The 24673-nt window shown below is 60.5% G+C and carries 25 protein-coding genes; 14 read left to right on the forward strand and 11 right to left on the reverse strand.

Annotation, left to right across the window (positions count from 1 at the left end; genetic code table 11):
* The first annotated feature begins 121 nt into the window (after window positions 1-121).
* Genes RDA78_RS12295 through RDA78_RS12315 form a run of 5 tightly spaced genes read left to right on the forward strand, consistent with a single transcriptional unit; the run spans window position 122 to window position 4508 of the window.
* Window positions 122-892: an ABC transporter ATP-binding protein gene (locus tag RDA78_RS12295; RefSeq protein WP_434055593.1), complete on the forward strand. Its 771-nt coding sequence runs from the start codon at window positions 122-124 to the stop codon at window positions 890-892.
* The gene (locus RDA78_RS12300; protein ID WP_434055594.1) at window positions 892-1617 is read left to right on the forward strand and encodes an ABC transporter ATP-binding protein; all 726 of its coding nucleotides are present in this window, start codon (window positions 892-894) and stop codon (window positions 1615-1617) included. The genes RDA78_RS12295 and RDA78_RS12300 overlap by 1 nt, the downstream gene beginning before the upstream one ends.
* On the forward strand, window positions 1614-2642 hold the full coding sequence (locus RDA78_RS12305) for a branched-chain amino acid ABC transporter permease (protein WP_434055595.1): 1029 nt from the start codon (window positions 1614-1616) through the stop codon (window positions 2640-2642). The genes RDA78_RS12300 and RDA78_RS12305 overlap by 4 nt, the downstream gene beginning before the upstream one ends.
* A gap of 10 nt (window positions 2643-2652) precedes the next feature.
* Window positions 2653-3714, forward strand: a complete 1062-nt coding sequence (locus RDA78_RS12310) for a branched-chain amino acid ABC transporter permease (protein WP_434055596.1) — start codon at window positions 2653-2655, stop codon at window positions 3712-3714.
* The gene (locus RDA78_RS12315; protein WP_434055597.1) at window positions 3711-4508 is read left to right on the forward strand and encodes an alpha/beta fold hydrolase; all 798 of its coding nucleotides are present in this window, start codon (window positions 3711-3713) and stop codon (window positions 4506-4508) included. Before RDA78_RS12310 ends, RDA78_RS12315 begins: the two co-directional genes overlap by 4 nt.
* A 7-nt stretch (window positions 4509-4515) precedes the next feature.
* Here RDA78_RS12315 and RDA78_RS12320 read toward each other — a convergent pair whose 3' ends face one another.
* The 10 genes from RDA78_RS12320 to hemA form a co-directional block, all read right to left on the reverse strand.
* Entirely contained in the window at window positions 4516-4770 is a 255-nt protein-coding gene (locus RDA78_RS12320) for a hypothetical protein (RefSeq protein WP_434055598.1), read from the reverse strand.
* On the reverse strand, window positions 4767-5528 hold the full coding sequence (locus RDA78_RS12325; protein ID WP_434055599.1) for a hypothetical protein: 762 nt from the start codon (window positions 5526-5528) through the stop codon (window positions 4767-4769). The genes RDA78_RS12320 and RDA78_RS12325 overlap by 4 nt, the downstream gene beginning before the upstream one ends.
* Window positions 5525-6592, reverse strand: a complete 1068-nt coding sequence (locus RDA78_RS12330; protein ID WP_434055600.1) for a Rieske 2Fe-2S domain-containing protein — start codon at window positions 6590-6592, stop codon at window positions 5525-5527. The genes RDA78_RS12325 and RDA78_RS12330 overlap by 4 nt, the downstream gene beginning before the upstream one ends.
* A complete protein-coding gene (locus RDA78_RS12335) occupies window positions 6589-6762 on the reverse strand; it encodes a hypothetical protein (protein ID WP_434055601.1) in 174 nt (57 codons plus the stop codon). The genes RDA78_RS12330 and RDA78_RS12335 overlap by 4 nt, the downstream gene beginning before the upstream one ends.
* The gene (locus tag RDA78_RS12340) at window positions 6759-6980 is read right to left on the reverse strand and encodes a hypothetical protein (RefSeq protein ID WP_319383985.1); all 222 of its coding nucleotides are present in this window, start codon (window positions 6978-6980) and stop codon (window positions 6759-6761) included. Before RDA78_RS12340 ends, RDA78_RS12335 begins: the two co-directional genes overlap by 4 nt.
* A 156-nt stretch (window positions 6981-7136) precedes the next feature.
* Window positions 7137-9113: a thiamine pyrophosphate-dependent enzyme gene (locus RDA78_RS12345; protein WP_434055602.1), complete on the reverse strand. Its 1977-nt coding sequence runs from the start codon at window positions 9111-9113 to the stop codon at window positions 7137-7139.
* Between the two features lie 30 nt (window positions 9114-9143).
* The gene (locus RDA78_RS12350; RefSeq protein WP_434055603.1) at window positions 9144-10754 is read right to left on the reverse strand and encodes a glutamate synthase-related protein; all 1611 of its coding nucleotides are present in this window, start codon (window positions 10752-10754) and stop codon (window positions 9144-9146) included.
* 72 nt (window positions 10755-10826) lie between these two features.
* Complete coding sequence (locus RDA78_RS12355; RefSeq protein WP_434055604.1) at window positions 10827-12077, reverse strand: cation:proton antiporter domain-containing protein; 1251 nt, start codon at window positions 12075-12077, stop codon at window positions 10827-10829.
* A 164-nt stretch (window positions 12078-12241) separates the two neighbouring features.
* A complete protein-coding gene (locus RDA78_RS12360) occupies window positions 12242-12976 on the reverse strand; it encodes a DUF1194 domain-containing protein (RefSeq protein WP_434055605.1) in 735 nt (244 codons plus the stop codon).
* A gap of 187 nt (window positions 12977-13163) precedes the next feature.
* Window positions 13164-14381 (reverse strand): 5-aminolevulinate synthase, encoded by a 1218-nt coding sequence (gene hemA, locus RDA78_RS12365; protein ID WP_434055606.1) that lies wholly within the window; start codon window positions 14379-14381, stop codon window positions 13164-13166.
* Between the two features lie 360 nt (window positions 14382-14741).
* Between hemA and RDA78_RS12370 the strand changes: the two genes are divergently transcribed.
* The 5 genes from RDA78_RS12370 to RDA78_RS12390 are packed head-to-tail and all read left to right on the forward strand — an operon-like array spanning window position 14742 to window position 18493.
* Entirely contained in the window at window positions 14742-15368 is a 627-nt protein-coding gene (locus RDA78_RS12370) for a TetR/AcrR family transcriptional regulator (RefSeq protein ID WP_434055607.1), read from the forward strand.
* Complete coding sequence (locus RDA78_RS12375; RefSeq protein ID WP_434055608.1) at window positions 15365-16150, forward strand: enoyl-CoA hydratase/isomerase family protein; 786 nt, start codon at window positions 15365-15367, stop codon at window positions 16148-16150. Before RDA78_RS12370 ends, RDA78_RS12375 begins: the two co-directional genes overlap by 4 nt.
* Window positions 16151-16190: 40 nt before the next feature.
* Window positions 16191-17732, forward strand: a complete 1542-nt coding sequence (locus RDA78_RS12380) for an AMP-binding protein (RefSeq protein ID WP_434055609.1) — start codon at window positions 16191-16193, stop codon at window positions 17730-17732.
* Between the two features lie 3 nt (window positions 17733-17735).
* Window positions 17736-18125, forward strand: coding sequence for a MaoC/PaaZ C-terminal domain-containing protein (locus tag RDA78_RS12385; RefSeq protein ID WP_434055610.1), 390 nt, complete (start codon window positions 17736-17738; stop codon window positions 18123-18125).
* Entirely contained in the window at window positions 18122-18493 is a 372-nt protein-coding gene (locus RDA78_RS12390; protein WP_434055611.1) for a phosphate acetyltransferase, read from the forward strand. The genes RDA78_RS12385 and RDA78_RS12390 overlap by 4 nt, the downstream gene beginning before the upstream one ends.
* Window positions 18494-18775: 282 nt before the next feature.
* Here RDA78_RS12390 and RDA78_RS12395 read toward each other — a convergent pair whose 3' ends face one another.
* Complete coding sequence (locus RDA78_RS12395) at window positions 18776-19165, reverse strand: DUF427 domain-containing protein (protein ID WP_434055612.1); 390 nt, start codon at window positions 19163-19165, stop codon at window positions 18776-18778.
* 194 nt (window positions 19166-19359) lie between these two features.
* On the opposite strand from RDA78_RS12395, the gene RDA78_RS12400 reads away from it, so the two are divergent.
* From RDA78_RS12400 to RDA78_RS12415, 4 genes are all read left to right on the forward strand, one after another.
* Window positions 19360-20619 carry a glycerate kinase type-2 family protein gene (locus RDA78_RS12400; RefSeq protein ID WP_434055613.1) on the forward strand — a complete coding sequence of 420 codons (1260 nt, stop codon included), beginning with the start codon at window positions 19360-19362 and terminating at the stop codon, window positions 20617-20619.
* Window positions 20620-20684: 65 nt separating this feature from the next.
* Window positions 20685-21866: a GAK system CofD-like protein gene (locus RDA78_RS12405; RefSeq protein ID WP_434055614.1), complete on the forward strand. Its 1182-nt coding sequence runs from the start codon at window positions 20685-20687 to the stop codon at window positions 21864-21866.
* 20 nt (window positions 21867-21886) lie between these two features.
* Window positions 21887-22258, forward strand: a complete 372-nt coding sequence (locus RDA78_RS12410) for a VOC family protein (RefSeq protein ID WP_434055615.1) — start codon at window positions 21887-21889, stop codon at window positions 22256-22258.
* Between the two features lie 1307 nt (window positions 22259-23565).
* Window positions 23566-24672, forward strand: coding sequence for a LacI family DNA-binding transcriptional regulator (locus RDA78_RS12415; protein WP_434055616.1), 1107 nt, complete (start codon window positions 23566-23568; stop codon window positions 24670-24672).
* Window position 24673 lies beyond the last annotated feature (1 nt).

Genomic DNA, 24673 nt, shown 5'->3' on the forward strand with positions numbered 1-24673 from the left:
CGTATCACCCCATCGACCGCGCGCTCATTTCCGAAAACCTGTAGAGTTGCCCGGCCGCATGAGGATGCCGACCGGCCGGGCCCTCGCCGGCAGTGCCTTCGAAATCACAGGATGCAATCCCGTGGCGACTGAAAATCCCGTTCTCGAAACCCGCGACCTCACGATCCGTTTTGGCGGTCACGTTGCCGTTGACCGCGTCTCGTGCAGGTTTGACCGCGGAACGCTGACAGCCATTGTCGGGCCGAACGGGGCCGGCAAGACAACCTATTTCAATCTCATTTCGGGGCAATTGAAGGCAACGAGCGGGATCGTGACGCTGAACGGTGAAGACATCACCAGGCAATCCGTCCCCCAGCGCACCGATCGCGGCATCGGCCGGGCCTTTCAGCTGACGAACCTGTTTCCCACCCTGAGCGTTCGCGAAAACGTGCGTCTGGTCGCCCAATCGAAAGCGCGCAAGGGGTTTGACCTGTTTTCGATCGCGGAAAGCCACGTGGAACTTCTGGAGCGCGCAGATCACGTTCTGGCGGAAGTGCGGCTCATTGATCAGGCCGACCAGATCGTCTCCGCGCTTCCTCATGGCGACCAGCGCAAGCTCGAAGTCGCGCTTTTGATTGCGCTGGGTCCACAGGTTCTGATGTTTGACGAACCAACCGCCGGCATGAGCGTCGACGAGGTTCCGGTCGTTTTGGAACTGATCCGGAAACTGAAGGCCGATATGGACCGGACGATACTGCTGGTGGAACACAAGATGGACGTTATCCGGTCCCTGGCCGACCGGATCGTTGTTCTGCATAACGGCGAACTTGTTGCGGATGGCGACCCTGCCGAGGTCATCGCGCTGCCTGTGGTGCAGGAGGCGTATCTCGGCAAGGCTCCGGAGGCGGCCTGATGTCCGGCACCCTGCTTTCGCTTTCCGGCGTGCACACGATGATCGGGCCGTATCACATCCTTCAGGGCGTCGACCTGATCGTGCCGGAAGGCGGCGTGACCGTTCTCCTCGGGCGCAACGGTGCCGGAAAGACCACGACGCTCAGGACCATCATGGGGCTTTGGACCGCCAGTCAGGGTGAGATCCGCTTCGATGATCACCTGATCACCAAGCTGGATACGCCCGACATATCCCGCCGCGGGGTGGCCTATGTACCGGAAGACATGGGCATCTTCACGGATCTGACGGTTGCCGAGAACATGGCACTTGCGGCCTCAAGCGGTCCCATCGACGGGAAACGTCTCACCTGGATCAAGGAACTGTTTCCCCCGATAGGTACCTTCTGGGACGCGTCTGCCGGAACGCTCTCCGGTGGCCAGAAACAGATGCTCTCCGTTGCCCGCGCCATTATCGAGCCTCGCCGGCTGATCCTGATCGACGAGCCGACCAAGGGGCTTGCGCCGGCGATCATCAATGCGATGACCGAAGCCCTGCGCGAACTGAAGCAGACCGACACAACGATCCTGCTCGTGGAACAGAACTTCGCGATGGCGTCCGCGATCGGAGACACCGTGGCCGTCATGGACGACGGCCGGATCATTCATTCCGGGCATATGAGCGAACTGGTCGAGGATGAGAGTTTGCAGGAAAGACTCATGGGGCTGAGCCTGGAGGCGCATCAATGAGCGAAACCGCTATCAAGCCGCGCATCGAGAAAATCCCTTTCCGGGAACAGGTGCTTCAGAAACTGCCCGTGCTGCTGGTGCCGGTGCTCGCGCTGCTGGGACTGGTCGCCATCGGCAATCCGGCGAGCTGGCTGACGCTCACGGTGGCGGGCCTTGCCATGGGTATGATGATCTTCATCATGGCCTCCGGGCTGACGGTGGTGTTCGGACTGATGGACGTCATCAATTTCGGCCAGGGGGCCTTTGTTGCCGTGGGTGCCTTCGTCGGGTTCACGGTGCTGGCCTGGCTCGCCGGCTGGACGGCCTCGCCGAGCGTCCTGCTCAATCTTGCCGCTGTTCTGATTGCCATCCTTGCGGCAATGGTCGTAACGGGGCTGCTGGGATATGCCTTCGAACGGGTTATCGTGATGCCCGTCTACGGCGAGCATCTGAAGCAGATCCTCGTCACGATGGGCGGTCTGATCGTTGCCCAGCAGATGATCTACGTTGTCTGGGGGCCGGATGAACTGCATCTCTCGCGCCCCGAGGCGTTTCAGGGATCGGTGGTTTTCGGAGAGGCGGCCATCGAGAAATACAGGCTTGTCGCGGTCGCCATAGGGCTCGCTCTGTTTCTTGCGATGCGTCATGTCCTGAAAAACACGAAGGTCGGATTGCTCGTCAGGGCCGGGGTGGAGAACGGTGAGATGGTCGAAGCTCTCGGCTACAGGATCCGCCGGCTGTTCCTGATTGTCTTCATGACCGGTTCGGCACTCGCCGGGCTCGGCGGTGTGATGTGGGGGCTCTATCAGGAGACGATTACCGCGCATATGGGATCGGAGATCATGGTGCTGGTCTTCATCGTGGTGATTATCGGCGGGCTCGGTTCCGTTGAGGGCTGCTTCATCGGGGCGCTGCTGGTCGGTCTGCTTGCCAACTACACGGCCTTTCTCGCGCCGAAAGTGGCGTTGATCTCGACGATCGCCCTGATGGTGGTGATCCTGATGTGGCGACCACAGGGTCTTTATCCCGTCGTCAAGGCGAAGTGAGGAACGCGGCATGCTCACCCGACTCCTATCCGGCGACACACCGCGCAGCGGTCTTTTGACTCTCCTTCTCGTGGCGGTTCTTATCTCGCTCGCCTTCGCACCCTTCCTGTTCCCGGGGACGAAGTCGCTGGAGACCGCGGCGCGGATCTGCATCTTCATCGTGCTGGTGGCAAGTTACGATCTCCTGCTCGGTTACTCGGGGATCGTCTCTTTCGCGCACACCATGTTCTTCGGCATTGGCGCTTACGGGACGGCCCTTGCGCTCAGCACCTCGGGTCCGAGCTACTGGTCTCTTGCCTGGGGCACCCTTGCCGGGGCGTTCGTCGCCGCCGTCTTTGCCCTGGCCATCGGACTGTTTTCGCTGCGCGTCAAGGCGATCTTCTTCGCCATGGTGACGCTGGCCGTTGCGAGCGCCTTTGCGGTTTTCGTTTCGCAAATGTCCTGGCTGACGGGCGGCGAGGACGGGCTCAACTACAAGATCCCGCGCGAACTGACACCGGCTTTCAAGCTGGTCAAGGAGAAGGTCTTTGGGGTCCGCATCAACGGCAAGCTCTTGGCGTACTACCTCGTTTTCTTTGCATCGCTGACGCTGTTCCTGGCCATGCTCAGGGTCGTGAACTCGCCGTTCGGGCGAACGCTCAAGGCTGTCCGCGACAATGCGTTCCGGGCCGAGGCGATCGGCTACAAGGTCGTCTGGTACCGCACCACGGCAACGGTTCTCTCCGCCGTCATGGCGGCGCTGGCCGGGTCGCTGCTGGCGATCTGGCTGCGCTATACCGGGCCGGCGACGACGCTCTCCATGGAGATCATGATCGACATTCTGCTGATGGTCGTCATCGGGGGCATGGGCACGCTCTACGGGGCCGTGCTTGGAGCGACCCTGTTCATTCTCGCGCAGACCTATCTGCAGAACCTGATGGGCGTTGCGGCAGAGGCGACAAGTGCCGTGCCCCTTGTCTCCACACTCGTTGCGCCTGAGCGCTGGCTGCTCTGGCTCGGCGTCCTATTTATCCTCTCGGTTTACTTCTTTCCGAGCGGGATTGTCGGAAGACTGCGGGTGGGGCGTGCTTGAGCAACAACGGACTTTATATTCGCGACACCGGGGCAGGGCGCGCCGTGGTGCTCATTCACGGCTGGTCCTGTCCCGGACAGTTCTTTCAGAATCAGATTGACGGCCTGCAGGCCCACGCGCGGTGCCTCGTGCCCGATCTTCCCGGTCACGGTCAGACCGGCAATCGCCTGCCGCTGACAATCGAGGCCGCCGCAGAGGCCGTGCACTGTGCGCTGGTGCAACGGGGTATTTCCGATGCCATCGTCTGCGGCTGGTCCATGGGAGCCCTGGTTGCCTATTCGATGATCGAGCGGTTTGGCGCGGACCGGCTGTCCGCCTTCGTCGCAATCGACATGACGCCAAAGGTTCTCAACACATCCACCTGGCAGAACGGAACGTTGAACGGGCTCAATTCGGAGCTCAACCAGGTGTTTCTCGATGCGATTGTTCCCGACTGGCCGAAGCTTCCGGGACGGATTGCAAGCCGGCTTTTTGCAGACGGTCTGCCCGTCGGGCAGGAGCAGAAGGAACGGGCGGCGCAGGAAATCGCGAAAGCGGATCCTACCCTCCTGAAACCGATGTGGGCTTCACTGACCGCCCAGGACTTCCGGCCTCTGTTAGAAGATTTTCCCGTACCGTTTCATATGGTGGCAGGGCGCAGGAGCCAGCTCTACGGGCATCATGTTCATCGCTGGCATAAAGAGCATGTGCCCGATTTTCAGATGCATCTGTTCGACCGCTCGGGTCATGCCCCTCACCTGGAAGAGGCCGCCCGTTTCAACACGTTGCTGCTGGACCTGATCGGGCAGGTCTGAATGCGTCTCAGTGTCCGCCGCCGAGTTTCGATTTCACGAATTCGATGATCTTGTCGAGGAAGGTCAGCACAACGAAGACCGCCAGCAGCCCGACAAAGAACCGGAGGTCTGTTGCCACGCTGTTCTTGGTCACATCCCACTGGCGGGCCCCGATATTGGCGTAGATCCAGGCATAGTAGGCGATCGCCGTCAGGGCAGCCGTCAGGACAAGCGAGATCAAAATCGTTTGCCAGGCCGGTCTCGGGGTTTGGTCTTCGCTCATTTCAGGATCCTCGCCTTTGCAAGGTCGACCTTGAAGACCATCAGGTCATCAAGGCGCTCAACGTCTCCCTCAAGCTCGACATAAAGCGCGAGCAGCGGCTTGATTTCATCGCCGAGCAGATTGCCGTCCTTGTCCGCCATCAGGAAAAAGTTGCGGTTTTCGACCGATCCCGATGAAACGAAGACGGGCGGGATGCCCCCGGTCAGGCAGAGGTCGGCGCAAGCCTTGTGCGCAAGACCGCGGCCCGGCCGCATCGCCCCGGCGTAGCATTTGCCATCGCAGATTTCGCCGGTCAGCTTCCAGCGACCGAGCGGCACCGGCTCGGACGGAGTGAAGGGCGTCCCAGCATCTTCCGCAGCTTCAACCCTGCCGACCTGGATCATGGTCAGATCGCCGCGATTGACCGGAACGCCGCGCAAAGTCACCGGCGTGCTGCCGTGTTGTTCAGCCTGGTTGAAGGCACCGCGTTTGCCCTGTCCGGCGAGCATGTAGGTGCGCGCCTCGGTCGCTCCGTCCGCCGCGACCCTCAGGACCGGATAGGGGCGCAGCTCCAGGATGCCGACATTCTCAAAGCGGTTACCCCACTGGAAACCGCCGCTCCCGGGATCATTCTGCGTCGAGGACAGGGCGAGAGCCGCCAGCCCGAGGCCGGCGGTGAAGCAGATTGCGAAGACTGCCAGAAAGGTGACGAGCGGTTTCGGCACGGCGTTGAGATAACCGACATAAAAGGGCGCGTCTTTTGTCTGTTTCCAGCTCATGCGGCTTCTCCGATCTCGACGGGGTCAACATGGGTGCCGGGTGGCAACGCCTTCGGGTCGAGCAGGATCGTCGACCCGATCAGCTGCAGCCGGTACGTGGAAATTTTCTCGGTGAAGGGTGCCGGGGCACGCCCGTCGCTCAGATTGTACTGATAGCCGTGCCAGGGGCAGGTGATGCAGCCCCAAAGGACCTTGCCCTCTCCCAGGGGACCGTTCTGGTGCGCGCAGGCATTGGTGATGGCCGACAGCTTGCCGTCATACTTGAAGATGGCAACGCGCTCATCGTCCGAAAGCGTCACAACCTTGGCACAGTCGTCGTCGATCTCGTCGAGGTCACCGGCGACCAGCCAGCCCTTTTCCTGCAGAGATGCCTTGGCAGTCTCTTCTCCGCGGTCGCGGCGTGCTTCCATGCGCCCGGTGGTGAAGTGAAGGGCACAGACCAGAACGACACTGGCGGCAACGACACTGGTGAAGACCGGATCGCCCGCACCCTGCAGCGCGCCAAGCGCGACATGCAGCACGACAAAGACGTATGCCGCATAGATGAACATGTGCAGCGCTTTCCAGATGGGCGCACCCAGGAAACTCAGCCAGAAATCGTGGCTGGTCGCTGCAAGCACGAACAGGATCAGAAGCGCTGCAATGCCGAATGTCTCGAACGGGAACCCGAGGATCTGTCCGTAGTTGGTGTTGGAAGACAGAAGAGCGACATATTTGTCCGTCGGCGAGAAGTTGTAATACCACCCGAGGACGTAATTGGCGTGCACGGCGGCGATCCCGGCGGTCATGACACCGAAATGCCGGCGGTTGTAGAGCAGCGGCAGGAAACGTCGATCAAGCCGGGCAAGCGGCCCGATACAAAGAATCACCGTCAGCATCAGGAAGGCGCAACTTCCAAAGGCGCGCATGCGCAGGGTCGCGCCGTCAATCGGCTTGGTCACATCCTCGAAGCCTGGAGCAACGCGCATGTAAACATAGAGATAGAGCGCGACCGCGATCAGCAGGACAGCGTCATAGAAGATCTTGTTCCGGTTCCAGATGACGGGTGTGTACTGAACGCTCATTGCCCGGCCTCCGTTCCGTTTGCACCGCCTGCCGGTGCTTCGATCAGAATGGCGGGCCGGTCAGCAGGCGGCGTCTGACGCAGGGCCAGGACCGTGAAGAAGGCGAGTGGCAGCAAGATGCCGAGGATCGTCCAGATCCGCGCATGGGCTGTGCGATGAGCGCGTTTCACCGGGCGTCTTCTCCGTGTTTTTCAAGGGTGATCCAGCGATACAGGACCAGCGGCCAGATCAGGCAGATGCCCGGTATCAGCAAGGGACGGAACGCGTAGGACCCGCGTGCGGACGGTTCCACACGATCAATGCCGATGACCAGAAACAGCGCGGCAACGATGCCGCCGGTGATCAGATAGATGCGGCCCAGGTCAAGAAGTAGTTCTGCGGTCTGCAACGGCTATCCTCCGGGGTCTTCCATTTGTCGTGCCGGCTGGAGCGAAGCGCAAGGCCGGGAGCCAGTATTCCTCAACACAGGATTTTCGCAACTCTTCACTTTCGGTGTCTGCCGGATCCCTGCCTTCGCAGGGATGACAAGGTCTGTGGTTCTTCTTCACACCAGATCCGCATCGGTGATGATTTCCACGAGCGAGGGTCCATCATGGGCAATCGCCTTGGCAATCGCGTCGGAAAGTTCGGACGCTTCCGTCACCCGGTGTCCGTGACCTCCGCAGAGACGGGCGAAGGCGGCGAAGGACGGATTGGTGAGATTGGTCTCCCAGACGGGCCATTCCCCGGAGCGCTGTTCCTTGGAGATTTTTCCAAGTTCGGAATTGTTGAGCAGGATGTGGGTGATGTTCATTCCGTATTTGACAGCGGTGGTGAATTCCATCGCGTATTGACCGAAGCCGCCGTCACCGGAAATCGAGATGACCTTGCGGCCCCGGTATTCCTCGAAGTCCTGTGTCGCGCACCACGCCCCGAGCGCGGCGGGCAGGCTGAAGCCGATGGACCCGAGATAGCCGGACATCAGGATACGCTGGCCGCGCGGTTCGAAATAGCGGCCGAACGAATAGGTGTTGTTGCCGACATCGACGGGGATGATGGCATCGTCCGGGCAGAGCTCAGTCAGTGCCTTGAATACGGCTGCGGAATGAATGCCGCCGCCATGATCTTCCGACAGGCGCGTTTCCTTTTCCTCGCGCCAGATGGTCCATCGTTCGACGAGTTCCGCCCTTTGGTCGGCGGCATCGGCAGCTTTGGAAACGGAGCCTGCGACCGCGTCGCAGAAGGAGCCGATTTCGCCCCAGACCGGCAGCGTTACCGGATGGAACTTGCCGAGCTGCATGCGTTCGAAATCCACCTGGATAATCGGCTTGTAGGGCGCGATCCCGGTGTGATTGGCAAACGACGAACCGAGCGAAATGATCAGATCCGCCTCGTTCATGAACCAGCTGGCGATCGGCGTGCCGGACCGGCCGAGCACGCCCGCCGCCAGCGGGTGCGTGTCCGGGATCAATCCCTTGCCCTTGAAGGTCGTCAATACCGGCGCGCCGATCTTTTCAGCCAGCGCAATGACCTTGTCGCGGACATCCTTGGCACCGTAGCCGAGCACGATCGTTGGCCGTTCGGCGCCGTTGATCATTTCCGCAGCCCTGGCGAGATCGTCCGGTGAAGACGAGATCTGCGTTCCGCCAAGACGGCCTTCGGGATGTCCGGCAGGCTTTTCGCTCGGGATCGTCTGGACATCGTCCGGGAAAATCAGATTGGCGACATCACGCTCGACAATAGCTGTCTTGAGTGCGAGCGACATGAGTTCGGCGTGGTTGGACGTGCTCAGGACAGGCTGGGAGAACCTGGAGACCGACTCGAAGGCCGATTTCAGATCGATGTCCTGAAACGCGCCGGGCCCGAAGACCTGGGTCTGAACCTGGCCCGTGAGCGCCAGCACCGGCGCACGATCGACCTTGGCATCCCAGAGGCCGGTCAGGAGATTGGTCGCACCCGGACCGGCGATCGTCAGGCAACCGGCCGGCTTGCCCGTAAGCTTGCCGTAGGCCGAGGCGGCAAACGCGGCAGCGCCTTCATGACGGATGCCGACATAGCCGAGATTGCCCTTGTTGACCTGCAGCCGGATCGCATCGGCCAGGCCGAGATTGGAATGACCGACCATGCCGAAGACGCGCTTCACACCCCAGTTGACCATGGTTTCGGCCATGACATCGGTTGCGGTGCGTTCGTGCTCCGGTTCCGGCTCGAGGCCGACGAAGATCTCGTTGTTTTCGATCTTGAGCGGGTAGATCTGCTGGCCGCTGTCCTCGTGTCCGCCGGGAGGCTTGCCGGTGAGCGGATCGAAATCCCAGCCGTGCCATGGGCAGCGGATCCAGCACTTGCCGTCGGTTCCCTTTTCGATCGACCCTTCCCCGAGCGGGCCGCGCTGGTGCGGGCAGTGGTTTTCCATTGCTGCCCACTGGCCGTCGAAATGAGACAGGCAGATCGAGGTCGTGCGCGCGGTCACGGTCTTCACGCGGCCTTCCGGCAGATCGTCGGTGTGGCCGACCCTGATCCAGTCAAGCGATTGCGTGTTCATGTTCGTCTCCCTCATAACTTTCTGACCGGATCAGGCAACACCACCATAGGCGACGCCGGACAAGTCGGACATTTCCCGCTTCCAGGTGGTCAGGTCGTCCGGGTTGAATTCGTTCAGATGCGAATAGCCGCAGGCGCGCGCCATCACCTGCATCAGTTCCACCGACGCCTCGAAGAAATTGGTCAGCTGGCGGGCGGATTTTTCGACCTGGAGCCGGCTGACCAGATGCGGCTTCTGGGTCGCGATACCGACCGGGCAGTTGTTGGTGTGGCAGGCGCGCATGGCGATGCAGCCAATCGCCTGCATGGCTGCGTTGGAAACAGCGATGGCGTCCGCGCCGAGTGCCATGGCCTTCACGAAGTCGGCCGGTTTGCGCAGACCGCCGGTAATCACCAGGCTGACATCAGACCGGCCGGATGCGTCCAGATGGCGCCGCGCCCGGGCAAGGGAAGGGATGGTCGGAACGGAGATGTTGTCGCGGAATATGATGGGGGCCGCTCCGGTGCCGCCGCCGCGCCCGTCGAGGATGATGTAGTCGACACCGATTTCCAGCGCTGCATTGATGTCCTTCTCGATGTGCTGCGCCGACAGTTTGTAGCCGATCGGAATCCCGCCCGTCCGCGTGCGCACTTCATCGGCGAATTCCTTGATCTGCACGCTATCGGTCCAGTCCGGAAAGCGGGGCGGTGAAATCGCATCGGTGCCTTCCTCCAGCCCGCGCACCTCAGCGATCTTTCCCTTGACCTTGGACCCCGGCAGGTGCCCTCCGGTCCCCGTTTTCGCGCCTTGGCCACCCTTGAAGTGGAACGCCTGAACCCGGTCGAGCTTTGCCCAGTCGAAGCCGAAACGGGCCGAGGCGAGTTCGTAGAAATAGCGGGAATTGGCTTCCTGTTCTTCCGGCAGCATGCCGCCTTCGCCGGAACAGATGCCGGTGCCGGCAAGCTCCGCACCACGGGCAAGCGCCACCTTCGCCGGCTCAGAGAGCGCGCCGAAGCTCATGTCGGATACGAAGAGCGGGATCTGCAGGCGGAGCGGCTTTTGTGCGTTCGGGCCGATGACGACGTCGGTGCCGACCGGATCATCGTCCAGAAGCGGGAACCGCTGCAGCTGTGCGGTGAGGATCTGGATGTCGTCCCAGTCGGGCAACTGGGTGCGGGGCACACCCATCGCGTCGACCCGGCCATGGTGACCGGTCTTACTCAGGCCGTCACGCGCATATTGCTGGATCAGGCCGTTGTAAGGTTCCTCCTCCGTGCCGTGGCTGGTGTCGGCATAAAGACCCAGATACTGATCGCGCTGGAACGGCTGCGGGTTTTCCTCTGCCCAGGCCGCGATCTCGTCCTCATCGACCAGAACCTCGTCGCCTTCGATCCAGCTTTTGAACTTGGGCAGGGCTTCGGAATTGTTGTATTCGGAAACGCCGCTGTCGACGCGGTAATCCCAATAGTGCACGCCGCAGATGAGATTGTCTCCCTGCACGTAGCCGTCGGACATCAGCGCACCGCGGTGAAGACACCTGCCGTAAAAGACGGAGACCTCCTCGTCGAAGCGGACGACCACAAGGTCGACATCCGCGACCAGGGCGTATTGCGGGTCGCGGTCCGGCAGGGTGCTCAAGGCGGCTACAGCGTGTTTTTTCATTTCTTCCCCCGGCTAACGGCTTCTCACTGATCTGGAAACCTTGGCTGAAATTCTGGTTGTTTGTTGGGCTCACTAGTGATCCGCTGCCCCTTCCGGGCGCATCGGCGGAACCGCGGCCATCTCTGCGGCGCCTTGCTGATCCGACATTCGGGCACCGTACCACCTGGCGAATGGAACGGCGGTGACGCCGTGCAGCACGGCACTGATCCAGACAGTGTTGACGGCAAGGTTCAAAAGGTATTCGCCGATTTCATGATCGATCTGGTCGACCACGAGCAGCGCGAACAGGGCGGTGGCAAGACCTCTTGGACCGAACCATCCGAAAAACAGTTTTGTTAGCGGGGCCGCATCCGTTCCCGACAGCGACAGCCAGACCGCGAGCGGGCGGACGACAAACAGACTGATCAGGATGATCGCCAGCATGCTGCCGTCAAGGTGCGCGAGGGCACCTGGCAGCAGGGCAAGGCCGATCAGGAAGAACGCACCCCAGGCGAGCATCTGGCCTTCGTTTTCGGTGAACTCGTAGATGAACGCGCACTGGCCCTTGATGACATTGCCGAAAGCTAGGCCCGCGACGAAAGCAGAGATAAAGCCGTTGCCGTCCACCAGGCTGGCTGCAAGATAGGCGGCGCCCGCCATTGCGATGGCACCGATGCCCTCGATCGTCACGGAGGTCATCTTGCGGCGCTTGGCAGCGAGGAACAGATAGCCGCCGACAAGCCCCATGACGCCGCCGACAAGCGGTCCGAAGACCAGCTGTTTCGCGCCGAAGACCAGCCAGTTGGTGGCATCCTGATGCATCACCTCGGCCGTCAGGCTGGCGAAGAGCAGTATGACCGGCAGGGCGAGGCCGTCATTCAGACCGCTTTCAAGCGTGAGCGCGCGCCGGACCCTCTCCGGTACGGCTTCATGGGTCACGACGGCCTGGCCGAGGGCCGCGTCTGTCGGCGCAAGCAGCGCCGCTGCAAGCGCGGCAACAATCAGCGGATAGGTTGTCATGAACGGTGCCGCTGCAGCTGTTCCGATCACCACCGCAAGCGGCAGGCCGATCAGCAGCATCCGGAGCGGCCACTGATGGCGTTCGCGAAGCGCACGCAGATTGATCTGGGCAGCGTCCAGGAACAGCAGAATGATCAACGCGAGCTCGGCGACGATATGCAGAAGATGTTCCGCCTCGGTGAAGGGCATCAGGCCTGTCTGGGCCATCAGGTAACCGAAGCCGATAAAGAGGATCGGTGCGGTAAGAATTCCATTCGACAGTGTCTTCGCCAGCAACGTGTAGCAGACCGTAAACATCGCCAGCATCAAAAGACCGGTGGCCATTACGTTCTCTCTCCCAAAGCCCACGCGATACAAATGCCGACGACTGCTCCCTGATTCAAATCATAAGCAGATGACACTGCCGTGTGGCAATCGTGAATTTACCCTGGGAGAGAATTGTGATTGGCGCCGGTTTTTGGGGCAGCTCTGTTGATTGCCGCCAAGCGTTACTCTGCGCGGGCAAGGCGCAGCAGAATGCGCTCCGCGTCCTCCGGCTTGGCGGCAATCTCGAGAATGAGTTTCTTGCGGACAGCGTCTGCGAAGGTTGCCGCGCTGTCGGCGGTGACGACGAAGGCCGCCGGACCGCCGATGATCTCATCGTAAAATCTTTGTTCCAGGTCGTAGGAGACCGGACGTCCCGAGCAATGCCGGCACAGGACGGCGAGGCCGTTGATGACGATGCCCGAGCCGACGACAATGTCCCTCGCTTCGCGGATCGGCGGGCCATTCCAGTTATTGGCGCTATCCGCCGAAAGATCGATTACGCGGCGCAGGCCGGTATAGGCGTTTGTGTCGATCAGTTCCTTGCCTTTGAGCAGTGCCGCGCCTATCGCGTTGCGTCCATAGGCCTGCCGCGGTGCTTCCATAAGCCTTGCGGCAAAGTCGTCTGCCGAGGCTTTGCCGTCGATCACAGTCCAGTCGACGACGACGTCCTGCGAGAACATGTCTGCCCATTCGACATAGGTAACGACGATCTTGCCGTAGGCATTGCCTGCGATCGCGTTGAGAACCGACGGATCCGTGACCGCTGCCGCGTAACCGGCGCGCTGAAAGCGGATTTCAGCTTCGTCGATCGAACCGGTGGCATCTGCGAGGAGAACAAGTTCAAGGTCGAGTTCTTCGGAAGCCGACGGTGATACCAGGAGCAAAAGCCAGGCAACAACAATGCACGCGATTCTCATATTTCCGCTCCCCGCCTAACAGGTCTCCGGTTAAAAGCTAGGGCAGCGGCAAGAAAAGAAAAAGACCATTGGCGGCACCAAACAGGCGGCAGGCCTGTTGTTCATCGGACGCTGCTTGCCTCCGCGCAAAAAGAAACCCGCCCTTGAAGGGCGGGCAGGATGTACCTTCGGGAGGAGAAGGAACCGGTCAGGCGACCGCGCGGGCAAGCGCGCATTGCGACCACAGGTCGTTGATGGAATCGGCGAGATGCTCGATATCGGCGGCCGTGTGAAGGGGCGTCGGCGTGAAACGCAGGCGTTCGGTGCCGACCGGTACGGTCGGGTAGTTGATCGGTTGCACGTAAACGCCATAGGTCTCCAGGAGAATGTCGGAGATCCATTTGCACTTCTTGGCGTCACCCACCATCACCGGAACGATGTGGCTCGGGTTTTCCATGTGCGGAATGCCGCGCTTGTCGAGCGCCGCGCGAAGCTGTTCGACCCGGTCCTTGTGTGCCTTGCGCTCGAACGGGCTTTCCTTCAGGTGCTTGATGGACGCGGTCGCGCCTGCAGCAAGTGCGGGCGGCAATGCCGTGGTGAAGATGAAGCCGGATGCAAACGAGCGGACAAAATCGACAACTGTCCTGCTGCCGGTGATGTAACCGCCCATGACACCAAATGCCTTGCCAAGCGTACCCTCGATGATGGTCAGCCGGTCCATCAGGCCTTCGCGCTCGGCGACACCACCGCCGCGCGGGCCGTACATGCCGACGGCGTGAACCTCATCCAGATAGGTGATCGCACCGAACTTGTCCGCGACGTCGCAGATTTCCCTGATCGGCGCGATATCGCCATCCATGGAATAGACGCTTTCGAAGGCGACCATCTTGGGTGCGTCCGGATCGTCGGCCGCCATGAGCCGCTCCAGGTCCTCATAGTCGTTGTGCTTGAAAATCCGTTTTTCGCAGCGCGCGTGGCGGATGCCTTCGATCATCGAGGCATGGTTCAGCGAGTCGGAATAGACGATCATGCCCGGTACCTGGGACGCCAGCGTTCCGAGCGCTGCCCAGTTGGAAACGTAGCCTGATGTGAAGATCAGCGCGGCTTCCTTGGCATGCAGGTCTGCAAGCTCCCGCTCCAGAAGGACATGGTAATGGTTCGTGCCGGAAATGTTTCGCGTTCCGCCGGCGCCGGCGCCGCATTTGGCGATGACATCCTGCATCGCGTCCACGACCTTGGCGTGCTGGCCCATGCCGAGATAGTCGTTGGAACACCAGACTGCAACGTCCTGAACGGAACCGTCCTCACGGTACCGCGTCGCGCGGGGAAAGTTTCCGGATTGACGTTCGAGATCTGCGAAGACCCGATAGTTACCATTGTCATGAAGCTTGCCAAGGCGCTCTTCAAGATAGGCGTTCACGTCCATAATACCGGTCCTCTGCTCCGCCCGCTTCGGCCAGCGCGCGCCTCTCGTACAAATACCCCAGCCGTTTTTCGCGTCACGGTGGTTGAGCGTCAGGTCCCGCAACGCGTCGCGCTCCCGGGTACCTTTAAGATATTCTAAACTGCATAATTAGACAAATCGCCTTGATCAAGGTCAAAGAGTGGCGATGCGTCCAAAAGTCATAGAACGTCGCTTCCGCAGGTCGGGTCGCGCGACGATTCCGGGTCAGGGCCGTTCCAAGCAAAAATCCAGCGGTGATGCCGCTTGCCTTGCAAGAAGAGTGTTGCTTTCGAGTTCGAAACATGAATACTGATTCATGTTTCATTTTTCAGGAGCGCGGGTGTGAACAATCCGGCCGGCAATGCAGCCATGTCCCAGCGGACGCCTTTCAATCAACCGAAGACGGCACGTGGAGAGGCGACCAAGAAGGCGATTCTATCCGCTGCAGAGCGCGTCATCGGCGCGCGTGGCTACAACGATGCCTCCATTGGTCAGATTACCAGCGAAGCCGGGGTCGCCCAAGGCACTTTCTATATTTATTTCAAGACCAAGGAAGAGGTCTTCTCGGAGCTGGTTCTGGAAATGGGCCGGCTTGTGCGCCACACGATCTCAGACGCGACGCAGGCCATTTCCAACAGGCTCGAAGCGGAGCAGGCCGGTCTGAAGGCCTTTCTCGAATTCGTTCAGGCCCATCCGGACCTTTACCGCATCGTCCAGGAAGCCCAGTTCGTCGACCCGGCTGCCTACCGCGAATACTACGGGGCGTTTGCCGAAGGATACCGGAGCGGGCTGAGCGAGGCAGCAAAGGCCGGTCAGATATCGGAAGGTGATGCCGACACCCGCGCCTGGGCGCTGATGGGGATTGCGCGTGCGCTTGGCGAGCAAATTGTCGTGTTCGGAAACAGGACGCCCATTCCCGACCTCGTCGACACGGCCTATGACCTGATCGCCAACGGGCTCAAGCCGTGACAACCGGGACCCGACAGGTCGTCACTGAAGAGACTGATGGTGCGCTCTGGATCCGGTTGGATCGTCCAACCCGTCACAATGCACTTGTCCCAGAATTGATCGACGATCTTGAGGCGGCCCTGGATCATGCTGCCGGAAGGGGACCTGCCGCGCTTGTCCTTACAGGCAACGGTGCGAGCTTTTCGACCGGCGGCGACATTGCCGGCTTTCTCGCGCATGCCGGGTCGCCCAACGCGCTTCTGGGCTATGCCGAAAAGCTCGTCGGCGGACTGCACGCTGCCATCTTGAAGCTGCTCTCGTTTCCTGCACCCGTTCTAGCGGCTGTGAACGGGCCGGTCACCGGCGGGGCAACCGGGCTCGTCCTTGCTGCCGACATGGTCGCGATGGCAGAGCAGTCATTCCTTCAGCCTTACTATTCTGCCGTCGGGTTCGCGCCCGACGGCGGGTGGACGGCGCTCATGCCAGAACGCATCGGAACCGCAAAGACGCTCCAGATCCAGTATCTCAATGAGCGCATCTGTGCCGAGGAAGCGCTCGCGCTCGGTCTTGCCACACACGTTTGCCCGCGCTCGCAGCTCGACAACGTCGTTGCACAGTGGCTGGGCATGCTGGGGGCCGGGTTCCATTCAACGCACCGCGTTACGCGAAAGAATGTCTGGGACGCGGAACGCCTTGCAACCGTGCGTGCGCGGCTTGATCAGGAAAAATCCAGATTTCTTGAACTGGTGATCCAGCCGGAAACGCTCGACGGCATGAAGGCGTTCCTGCAACAGCGTGCATGAGACTTTCAATTTTTCCGAACACCAGGTGCCAGGAGGACACATGGAGTTTCTGACGGACATGGCCGCGAAGCGGGCCGAACTGACACCCGATGCCGTCGCCTTCTCAGACCGGGATAGCGGCCGGTCCTATTCGTTTCATGACATGAACGAGCGGGCAAATCGGCTCGGCAATCTCCTGCTGGAAAAGGGACTGAAGACAGGCGACCGTTTTGCCGTGCTCTGTCTCAATCATCCCGATTTCTTCGTGTTGCTGTTTGCGGCCCAGAAGACCGGGATCCTGATGGTGCCGCTGAACTGGCGGCAACCGGTTGCCGAACTCAAGCCGATCCTTGCAGCGTCGAATGCCCGCGTGTTGTTCGCCGACGATGCTCAGATGACAACGGCCCTTGAGCTTGCAGGTGACAGCGAGATCGACCTGCTGCCGATGGGTGCCGCCACCGGAAGCACGCGTGCACTGGATGGCCTTCTGGCTGCGGCCGACCCGTCGCCGGCCGGCAATGGGCGGATCGAGGCGAATGCTCCATGGTATCTGCTCTTTACGTCCGGCACGACGGGTCTGCCAAAGGCGGTCATTCAAACGGCGGGCATGGCCTATGCCAACATGGTCAACTACTGCCAGGCAACCGGGCTCGGCGTTGGCGAAAAGGGTGTCAATTTCCTGCCCCTCTTCCATACCGCGGGCATCAACCTGCCGACGCTGCCGATCTTCCTGAATGGCGGCTGCTCGACAATCCTGCGCAAATTCGATCCGGATGAGGTGCTCGACCTGATCGACGGTGGGGAGGTGACCGCATTCTTCGGTGTGCCGGCGATCTATCAGGCGCTGGCGCTGTCCTCGAAGATCGATACGACAGACTTTTCCAATGTCCGGTCTCTGGGATGCGGCGGGGCGCCCGTTCCCAAACATCTGCTTGTCGAATTTCAGGCGCGGGGCGTCACAATCTGCAACGGCATGGGCATGACGGAAACCGGGCCCACCGTGTTCCTGATGGACAGGGCGCATGCCGCGGAAAAAATCGGTTCGGTCGGAAAGCCGCAGATCCTGACCGATGTCCGGCTGGCGAGACCTGCCGGAAACATCGTGGACGGCGCAGGGGAGGGCGAGGTCCAGTTCCGTGGTCCGAACATCACACCCGGATACATGGACAACAGCCGGGCAACCTCCGAAACATTCACTCCGGACGGCTGGCTGAAATCGGGTGACATCGCGCGGCGCGATGCGGACGGCTATTACTTCATCGTCGACCGGATCAAGGACATGTACATCTCAGGTGGCGAAAACGTCTATCCCGCCGAGGTGGAGAAGGTTCTTGACGGCCATCCGGCGATCCTTGAAGCGGTCGTCATCGGCGTTCCCGATGACAAATGGGGGGAGGTCGGTGCCGCATTTCTGGTGCCGCACCCGGGCGAAACTCTTGATGTCGCCGGGCTGCCCGACTGGTGCCGGGCGCAGTTGGCTCCCTACAAGATTCCGAAAAGTTTCACCGTGACGGATGACCTGCCGCGCACCGCCGCTGGCAAGGTCAGAAAAAACGTTCTGAAAGACGCGTTGTCAGCAACATCAGTTCAGGAGGATGCGTGAGCGATGAGTCATGCCTTTAATAGACCATCTGCAACCGTCTTTACGTGGACGCCAACTCAACAGGACTTCGACGCCTTTGCCAGACTGTCCGGTGATGACAATCCGATCCATGTCGACCCGGTATTCTCCGCGCGCACGCGGTTTGGCCGCACGGTGTCGCACGGCATGCTTCTCTATACGCGCGTTCATGCCTGTCTGGAGCAGCTCTACCCGGGCAGGCAGCATGATCTTCAGACTCTGATGTTTCCAAATCCTTCCTACGCTGACGAAGAGCTTTCATTGTCCTTTGCCGAGGATCCGGATCAGCCGGATCTGGTGCTTGTTGAAATCAGCAGGACCGCCGACCGTGCCGTGACGCTTTCGGGAACCTGCAGGCTTGGAGGTCGGTCTTGACGCTGGAAATCGGGCAAAGCAAAGAGATCACCCGTACCTTTACCCTGGAGGACATGCGGGATTTCGCTGCGCTGGCAGGTGAGACGGCCAATGTCCCGGAGGCGGTTCCGGGGCCGCTGCTCGGCGGGTTGTTTTCCTACCTGCTTGGCGTGGAACTGCCGGGCCGGGGAACCAACTATCTGAAACAGAGCCTGGAGTTTCTTGCACCGGCCCCCATAGGCCAAGCGCTCACGGCGTCCGTGACGGTTTCACGGCTGCGCCCCGAAAAACACCTGGTTGATCTTGAGACCGTGTGCACGACGCCGGACGGAACCCGGATTTGCCAGGGCCGGGCTCTGGTCTATGTCGAGGATGTGGGAAAAGCCTAGGTGATGGACCCATAAATGAGACTGAAATGGCATGCGAAATGGTGAAATCCCGTTAGGAAGGGGTGTGCGGAGCGGGCTTCCTGCCCGGTCAAGCACGCTGACGCCACGGAGTGAAGCCAATTCGATGTCCTTCGGATTTGACCGGCTTGCTTCTCCTCCGCGTTGCGAAAGGCTTGAAAATGAGGCGCATTTCCTGCGCTTCCGCGAATTGACGAGAAGCAAGCCGCCTCAAACCACTTCGGCCTCATTTATGGGCCCATCACCTAGGCAGTCCGAACCCTGCTACTCTCCCTCGACAAGCCGGGTTTTCGACGGCCAGAAGGCGTGATGCCCCTTGAGCTGCCGGGTCATCGGGATCGGGTCCTTGTAGACCCAGCCGATTTCCTCGTTTGCCAACGCCATGTAGCTGGCATCACCCTTGATCGGGCAATGGGTGGATTTTTCAACCGCGTTCAAGGTGGCAACGACATCTTCTTCCGGGAAGTAAATCACCGGATCATAAACCGACTTGCCCAGTTCCATCACCCTGAGCGCGCTCAAGCTGTCGGCAAGCAGGGTGTCCCCCGCATAAACGCGCATGCGGCGCGGCGTGGTCTTGATGACCATCATGTGGTTCGGGTCGTTTGGATTTTTGAGTGCATCCCTGAGGGCTGCAATGGATGTGTCTGACATGTGGGCACTCCTTTCCGGTCAAAGGTGTGGTCGGATATCCGGCTTCGCAATCCCGATTCATGAAACGGGCCGGTGCGAAAATGCACGAATAACGCCCGTTTGGGAGGTGCCGGAACAACTTCACGCGAATTCAGCCTTGAAAATTTCGCCAAAAAAGGTCTCTAACCTTGCGAAACCTGAGAGGTGCATTCGAGATGAGTGAACAGCCGGAAGAGATCCTGCGCAACCTGTTTCAGCGGGCTGTCGAGGTCGCCGATCCGATGAAAAGCCTCGCGGCCTTCCTGCCGGAGAAACCGGAAGGGCGGGTCACCGTGATCGGTGCCGGCAAGGCCTCGGCGCGCATGGCCGAGGCGGTTGAAGCGGCGTGGGGTCCATGCAGCGGCCTTGTCATCACCCGGTACGGGTATGGACGCCCGTGCCAGGGGATCGAGATCGTCGAGGCAGCCCATCCGGTTCCGGATGAAGCAGGTCTTGCCGCGACACGCCGCATGCTCGACCTTGTCGAAAGCCTGGGCGAAGACGATTTCGTGCTGGCGCTGATCTCGGGCGGAGCGTCCGCATTGCTGACCGCGCCGGCAGGCGACATCACGCTTTTGGAAAAACAACAGGTCAACCAGGCGCTCTTGAGTTCCGGCGCGCCGATCGGACAGATGAACACGGTGCGCAAGCACCTGAGTGCGGTCAAGGGCGGCCAGCTTGCGGCGGCCGCCCATCCGGCAAGGATGCTGGCGCTGCTGCTGTCGGACGTGCCCGGCGACGATCCCGCCGAAATCGGTTCCGGGCCGACCGTTGGCGATGACAGCTCTTCCGAAAACGCCGCCGCGATCCTTGAGCGCTGGCAGATCGACGTGCCTGCCTCGGTCAAGACCGTTCTGTCTGAAACGTCCGGCGTCCTGCCTTCAGGCCATGACACGCTTTCCCGTGTGACCAACACGATCTTTGCCGCGCCTTCCCAATCGCTTGAGGCGGCGAAGGACCTCGCCGAAGGCCTCGGCTGCGATGTCGAAATTCTCGGGGACGCGCTTGAAGGGGAGGCGCGGGACGTTGCGCATTCGCAGGCTGACCTTGCGCTCGAGCGGCAAAGGCAGCGCGCGGGCTCCGGGCGGCCATTGCTGCTTTTGTCGGGCGGCGAACTTACCGTCACACGCAACGGCAACGGTGTCGGCGGACCGAATGCGGAATATGCGCTGGCCCTGGCGCTCGCGCTGCAAGGAGCTTCGGGTATTCACGCGATCGCCTGCGACACGGATGGCGTTGACGGAGCCGCCGAGGTAGCCGGCGCGGTCACCGGTCCTGAAACCCTTGCCAAAGCCGACGCGCTCGGTGTTTCGGCGTCCGGCGCACTGGCTGACAATGATGCCCACAGCTTCTTTGAAAAGATCGGAGACCAGGTCGTCACCGGGCCTACATTGACAAATGTGAACGATTTCCGTGCGATATGGATCGGGGAGTGACCTGACTGCTGGCAAGTCCGGTTACATATAGCGGATTGCCAAGCGGGTTTTCGATGGGGGTTGGAATGTCCGAGGTGACCATCACACGTGCCGTACGCATGCCGGACCCGTTCCGCATCGAACGGTTTCTGTCCAATCCGAAGCTCGGCCCGCGTCTTCTGTTTTTCAGTGGCGGCTCCGCGCTCAACGGTGTTGCGCAATGCCTGAAACGCTACACGCACAACTCCATACACCTGGTCACGCCGTTCGACTCCGGCGGCAGTTCGCAAGGTCTACGTGTTGCCTTCGATATGCCGGCCATCGGCGACCTCAGAAGCCGTTTGATGGCACTTGCCGACGAGACCGTTCTCGGTCATCCGGACGTCTTCCGGCTGTTTACCCACCGTTTCGCCAAGTCGGCCAGAGACGCGGACCTGCAGGGTGAACTGGAAAGCATGATTGCCGGAACGCACACGCTGGTCCAGGCCATCGAACAGCCGATGCGCATTCTTATCCAGAACCAGCTGGGCATGTTCCGCGCCGCTTGCCCCGGATCCTTCGACCTTCGCGGGGCAAGCATCGGCAATCTCATTCTGGCGGGCGGTTACCTCAACCAGAACCAGCAGCTCGAGCCGATCATCTTCCTCGTTTCCAAGCTTGTGGGCGTGCAGGGCACGGTGCGCGCGGTTACCGACGACAATCTGCACCTGGGTGCTGAACTGGCGAATGGAAACACCGTCATCGGCCAGCATCTCCTGACAGGCAAGGAGCACCCGGAACTGACGTCGCCGATCAGGGATCTGTTCCTGAACCAGGGCCTCGCGGGCAAGGCAACGGCAGAGAGCCGGTTTCCCAATCGCAATCGCACGCTTGTGCATTCCGCCGACCTGATCTGCTTCGCCCCCGGGAGTTTTTACACGAGCCTGGTCGCCAATCTTCTGCCGAAGGGGGTCGGCAAAGCGATCGCGTCACGCACCGTCCCGAAGATCTACGTGCCGAGCCTCGGCCGGGACCCGGAAACCGCGGACCTGACGCTCGCCGACAAGGTCCATGCAATGCTGACCTATCTTCAAGCCGACGCCGGTCCGGATTGTCCGGTGTACAGGCTGCTCAATTTCGTGATCGTCGACAAAAGCGTACCTGAAAACGAGACCGCGGAGGTCAGCGCAAGGGGCATTACGGTTCTCAGGCTTGACCTCGTAAGCGAAACATCGGCACCCTTTTACGACCCGGCGCCACTCTGCGAGGCTTTGGTCTCCCTGGCGTGAGGACAGGTGGAGGATCGCAGATGAGTCAGTCCGCGAAAGTCGACGGCATCGGTGGTGTGTTTTTCAAGAGCGCTGACCCGGAGCGGCAGGCCGCGTTCTACAAGAAACATTTCGATATCAATATGGGAACCTGGCTGCACCAGAATGCAGGGCCTTCGGTCTTCGCTGCGTTCAAGGAGGATACCTCCTATTTCGGACCTGCCGAAAACCGGTTCATGATCAACCTCCGTGTCAACGACATCGACGCCATGATGGCAAGCCTCCGCGCCGATGGTGTGACCGAACTCGGCTACGATGACGAGGAATATGGCCGCTTCTTCCGCTTCCTGGACCCGGAGGGCAATGCGGTCGAACTCTGGCAGCCGCCAGAGGGTGAGCTGCCTGAAGAATAAGTCCGGTCTGACACTTGGATTGAGAGATGACGCGCCTTTGGCGCGAGCTTATGTCTGGATTCCAGATCGGCGCTCGGCTATGCCTCCCTTGTCTGGAATGACGGCGGGTGAAGGCACGCATACGAGATCAGATAGGCTCAATGAGTTGATGACGTGTCCGCCAACGCGAAGACGCATCGAGAGACCGCCGCAATTCAACCGGTCATGCCATGGCCTGACCCACTGCTTTCCGGTTTAGAATTTGCTATCGAGCTAATATCATTGAGAAAGCGGCAGTGCTCCGTCCGGCGCCAAGTTGGGACAAGGACTTGTTTTGCGGATTTGTCGTCCCGGTTTGGCGCGTGCGCGGCAAGACCGGGATCTAGTACGCTGTGTGACTTCAGGTTAGAAGAAGCGGGAGAAACAAGGGGTTACTGGTTCCCTGCCTTCCGCTGCGCTTCAGCAGGGATGACAAGTCTGCATACGCAAACGCGCCCTACGGGACCCATTTCGTCATAAACCGGACAGGAGTGGGTCAAGCCATGGCATCCATGCCGTTTCGCTTCCACTTTGCGCATGATTTCTACGCGGCGGCGTCAGGCCTTTGAGTGTCAGACGGGGTCCGCTGCTGTCCGGTTTCGTCCGCAACAGATCTCGAAAGATATGCGCTTCTCAATAGAATTGTCATTCCGGCTGAAGCGCAGCGGAAGGCCGGAACCTAGTAAACCCTTGCTTCTCCGAATTCAATCAAACTACAGGCGCACGGATTACTGGTTCCCGGTCTTGCTGCGAGTGCAGCAAACCGGGATGACAAATCCGGGAAAAGTCTGCAGGCTTTTCTCGAAGGATAGGGGGCAAGGGTTGAGCGCGCCGTTTTTCTAAACACTTTGCCATTACTGTCGTCTAATTTCAGTGCCGTTCCGGAAGCAGCTGAGCGGAGACCCGGGATCCACTCGGTTCCAGAGGCTTGTTTGGATTTGCTCGCTGCTGTGTCCCAAACCGAGCACTTACCGCTTCGTCTTGTGGCAACATGGACCGTATCCCGGATCAGGTCCGGGATGAGGGAGCAGTAATCGGAGGTCTTGTGCTCCGGAACACCTGATCACCCAGGGTTCACGCGTGGCATGCCACAACTTCTCCGAAACCTTCAAGCGCAGTGTTTTGCTTTAACACCAACGTGTTCCCGCATTGCGCAATAAAACTTTTTCGTTTCCGAAACCGATTTTGTTGACTTCCGAAACCGGTTTTGGAACACTTTACGTCAATAAACTGCGCCTAATCCCATTGGCAGCGGAAAGTCTGGGGCCACGTGCCCCGTGGGAGGAATGATGTCGCGACTCCGTGGTTCCGTGACCATTGACGACGTGGCCCGCCATGTCGGCGTTGCCAAGGGAACCGTTTCGCGCGTCCTCAACAATTACACCGACATTTCCGAAGATACCCGTAAGCGCATCCTGAAGGCGGTGCAGGATCTCGGCTATCAGCCCTCGGCGACGGCGCGGAACCTCAAACGCGGGCGGCAGGATACGCTCGGGATCATCATTCCCGTCGGTCATGGCAATGGCGCCGATCCGTTTCTCGCCGAATTCATCGACGGTATAGCGCGTGCTCTCGACGAGTTGGGGCTCGATCTTCTTGTCACGACCGCGCACTCGCGCGATCACGTGATTGCAACGCTCAAGCGCCTGATCGCGCGCCGCAAGGTCGACGGTTTCATCGTCACGCGGACGGAAGTCGAAGACCCTCGGATCGCCTATCTACTGGAACAGAATTTTCCGTTTGTGGCGCATGGGCGTACCCGTGATCCGTCCGGCTATGCCTGGTTCGACATCGACAATGAAGAAACCTTCGCCACCGGTGCACGGCACCTCTACAGCCTCGGTCACGAGCGCATCGGTTTCATTGGCGGGCCGCTGGAACTGAATTTCGCCCGGCAGCGGCTTGAAGGATACCGGCAGGGTCTCGAAGCGCTTGGGGTTGCCCATGACGGCGAACTGGAAACCCTGCAGCCGATCGGTGAAAAGGGCGGCATTGCAGGTGCGAGGGCTCTCTTGGCCACCAAGGCGCCGCCGACGGCCATCTTGTGTGCGACGGATGCGCTCGCGATCGGCGCCGTGCAGTTCTGCAGGACCCTCGGTTTGAAACCGGGCGCCGATGTCACGGTGATCGGATATGACGGCCTGCCGGCGGGCGAATATGTGGACCCGCCGCTGACCACATTCACACAGAGCGCACAGGAAGCAGGCGGACGGGTCGCCCGCATGCTGATTGATGTTCTCGACGGCAAGCCGCCGCACCAGTTGCAGGCGCTGGCCAAGGCAAAACTCATCCGGCGTGCCTCCGACGGCGCGCCGACCATGACGTCGGAGGCGCTGGCAGGCGTGCTCCGTGACCGGCTGAACGAACAGCCACTTTCCGGCAGTAAGGGAGAATGAA

The sequence above is a fragment of the Roseibium sp. genome (assembly GCF_051016195.1).
In the GTDB taxonomy this organism is placed as follows: domain Bacteria; phylum Pseudomonadota; class Alphaproteobacteria; order Rhizobiales; family Stappiaceae; genus Roseibium.

Excerpts from the sequence above, each read along its gene's own strand:
- RDA78_RS12300 (WP_434055594.1), top strand. The coding sequence starts at position 892 with ATGTCCGGCACCCTGCTTTCGCTTTCCGGCGTGCACACGATGATCGGG.
- RDA78_RS12305 (WP_434055595.1), top strand. The coding sequence starts at position 1,614 with ATGAGCGAAACCGCTATCAAGCCGCGCATCGAGAAAATCCCTTTCCGG.
- RDA78_RS12310 (WP_434055596.1), top strand. The coding sequence starts at position 2,653 with ATGCTCACCCGACTCCTATCCGGCGACACACCGCGCAGCGGTCTTTTG.
- RDA78_RS12320 (WP_434055598.1), bottom strand. The coding sequence starts at position 4,770 with ATGAGCGAAGACCAAACCCCGAGACCGGCCTGGCAAACGATTTTGATC.
- RDA78_RS12325 (WP_434055599.1), bottom strand. The coding sequence starts at position 5,528 with ATGAGCTGGAAACAGACAAAAGACGCGCCCTTTTATGTCGGTTATCTC.
- RDA78_RS12330 (WP_434055600.1), bottom strand. The coding sequence starts at position 6,592 with ATGAGCGTTCAGTACACACCCGTCATCTGGAACCGGAACAAGATCTTC.
- RDA78_RS12345 (WP_434055602.1), bottom strand. The coding sequence starts at position 9,113 with ATGAACACGCAATCGCTTGACTGGATCAGGGTCGGCCACACCGACGAT.
- RDA78_RS12350 (WP_434055603.1), bottom strand. The coding sequence starts at position 10,754 with ATGAAAAAACACGCTGTAGCCGCCTTGAGCACCCTGCCGGACCGCGAC.
- RDA78_RS12355 (WP_434055604.1), bottom strand. The coding sequence starts at position 12,077 with ATGGCCACCGGTCTTTTGATGCTGGCGATGTTTACGGTCTGCTACACG.
- RDA78_RS12360 (WP_434055605.1), bottom strand. The coding sequence starts at position 12,976 with ATGAGAATCGCGTGCATTGTTGTTGCCTGGCTTTTGCTCCTGGTATCA.
- hemA (WP_434055606.1), bottom strand. The coding sequence starts at position 14,381 with ATGGACGTGAACGCCTATCTTGAAGAGCGCCTTGGCAAGCTTCATGAC.
- RDA78_RS12380 (WP_434055609.1), top strand. The coding sequence starts at position 16,191 with ATGGAGTTTCTGACGGACATGGCCGCGAAGCGGGCCGAACTGACACCC.
- RDA78_RS12385 (WP_434055610.1), top strand. The coding sequence starts at position 17,736 with ATGAGTCATGCCTTTAATAGACCATCTGCAACCGTCTTTACGTGGACG.
- RDA78_RS12395 (WP_434055612.1), bottom strand. The coding sequence starts at position 19,165 with ATGTCAGACACATCCATTGCAGCCCTCAGGGATGCACTCAAAAATCCA.
- RDA78_RS12400 (WP_434055613.1), top strand. The coding sequence starts at position 19,360 with ATGAGTGAACAGCCGGAAGAGATCCTGCGCAACCTGTTTCAGCGGGCT.
- RDA78_RS12405 (WP_434055614.1), top strand. The coding sequence starts at position 20,685 with ATGTCCGAGGTGACCATCACACGTGCCGTACGCATGCCGGACCCGTTC.
- RDA78_RS12410 (WP_434055615.1), top strand. The coding sequence starts at position 21,887 with ATGAGTCAGTCCGCGAAAGTCGACGGCATCGGTGGTGTGTTTTTCAAG.
- RDA78_RS12415 (WP_434055616.1), top strand. The coding sequence starts at position 23,566 with ATGTCGCGACTCCGTGGTTCCGTGACCATTGACGACGTGGCCCGCCAT.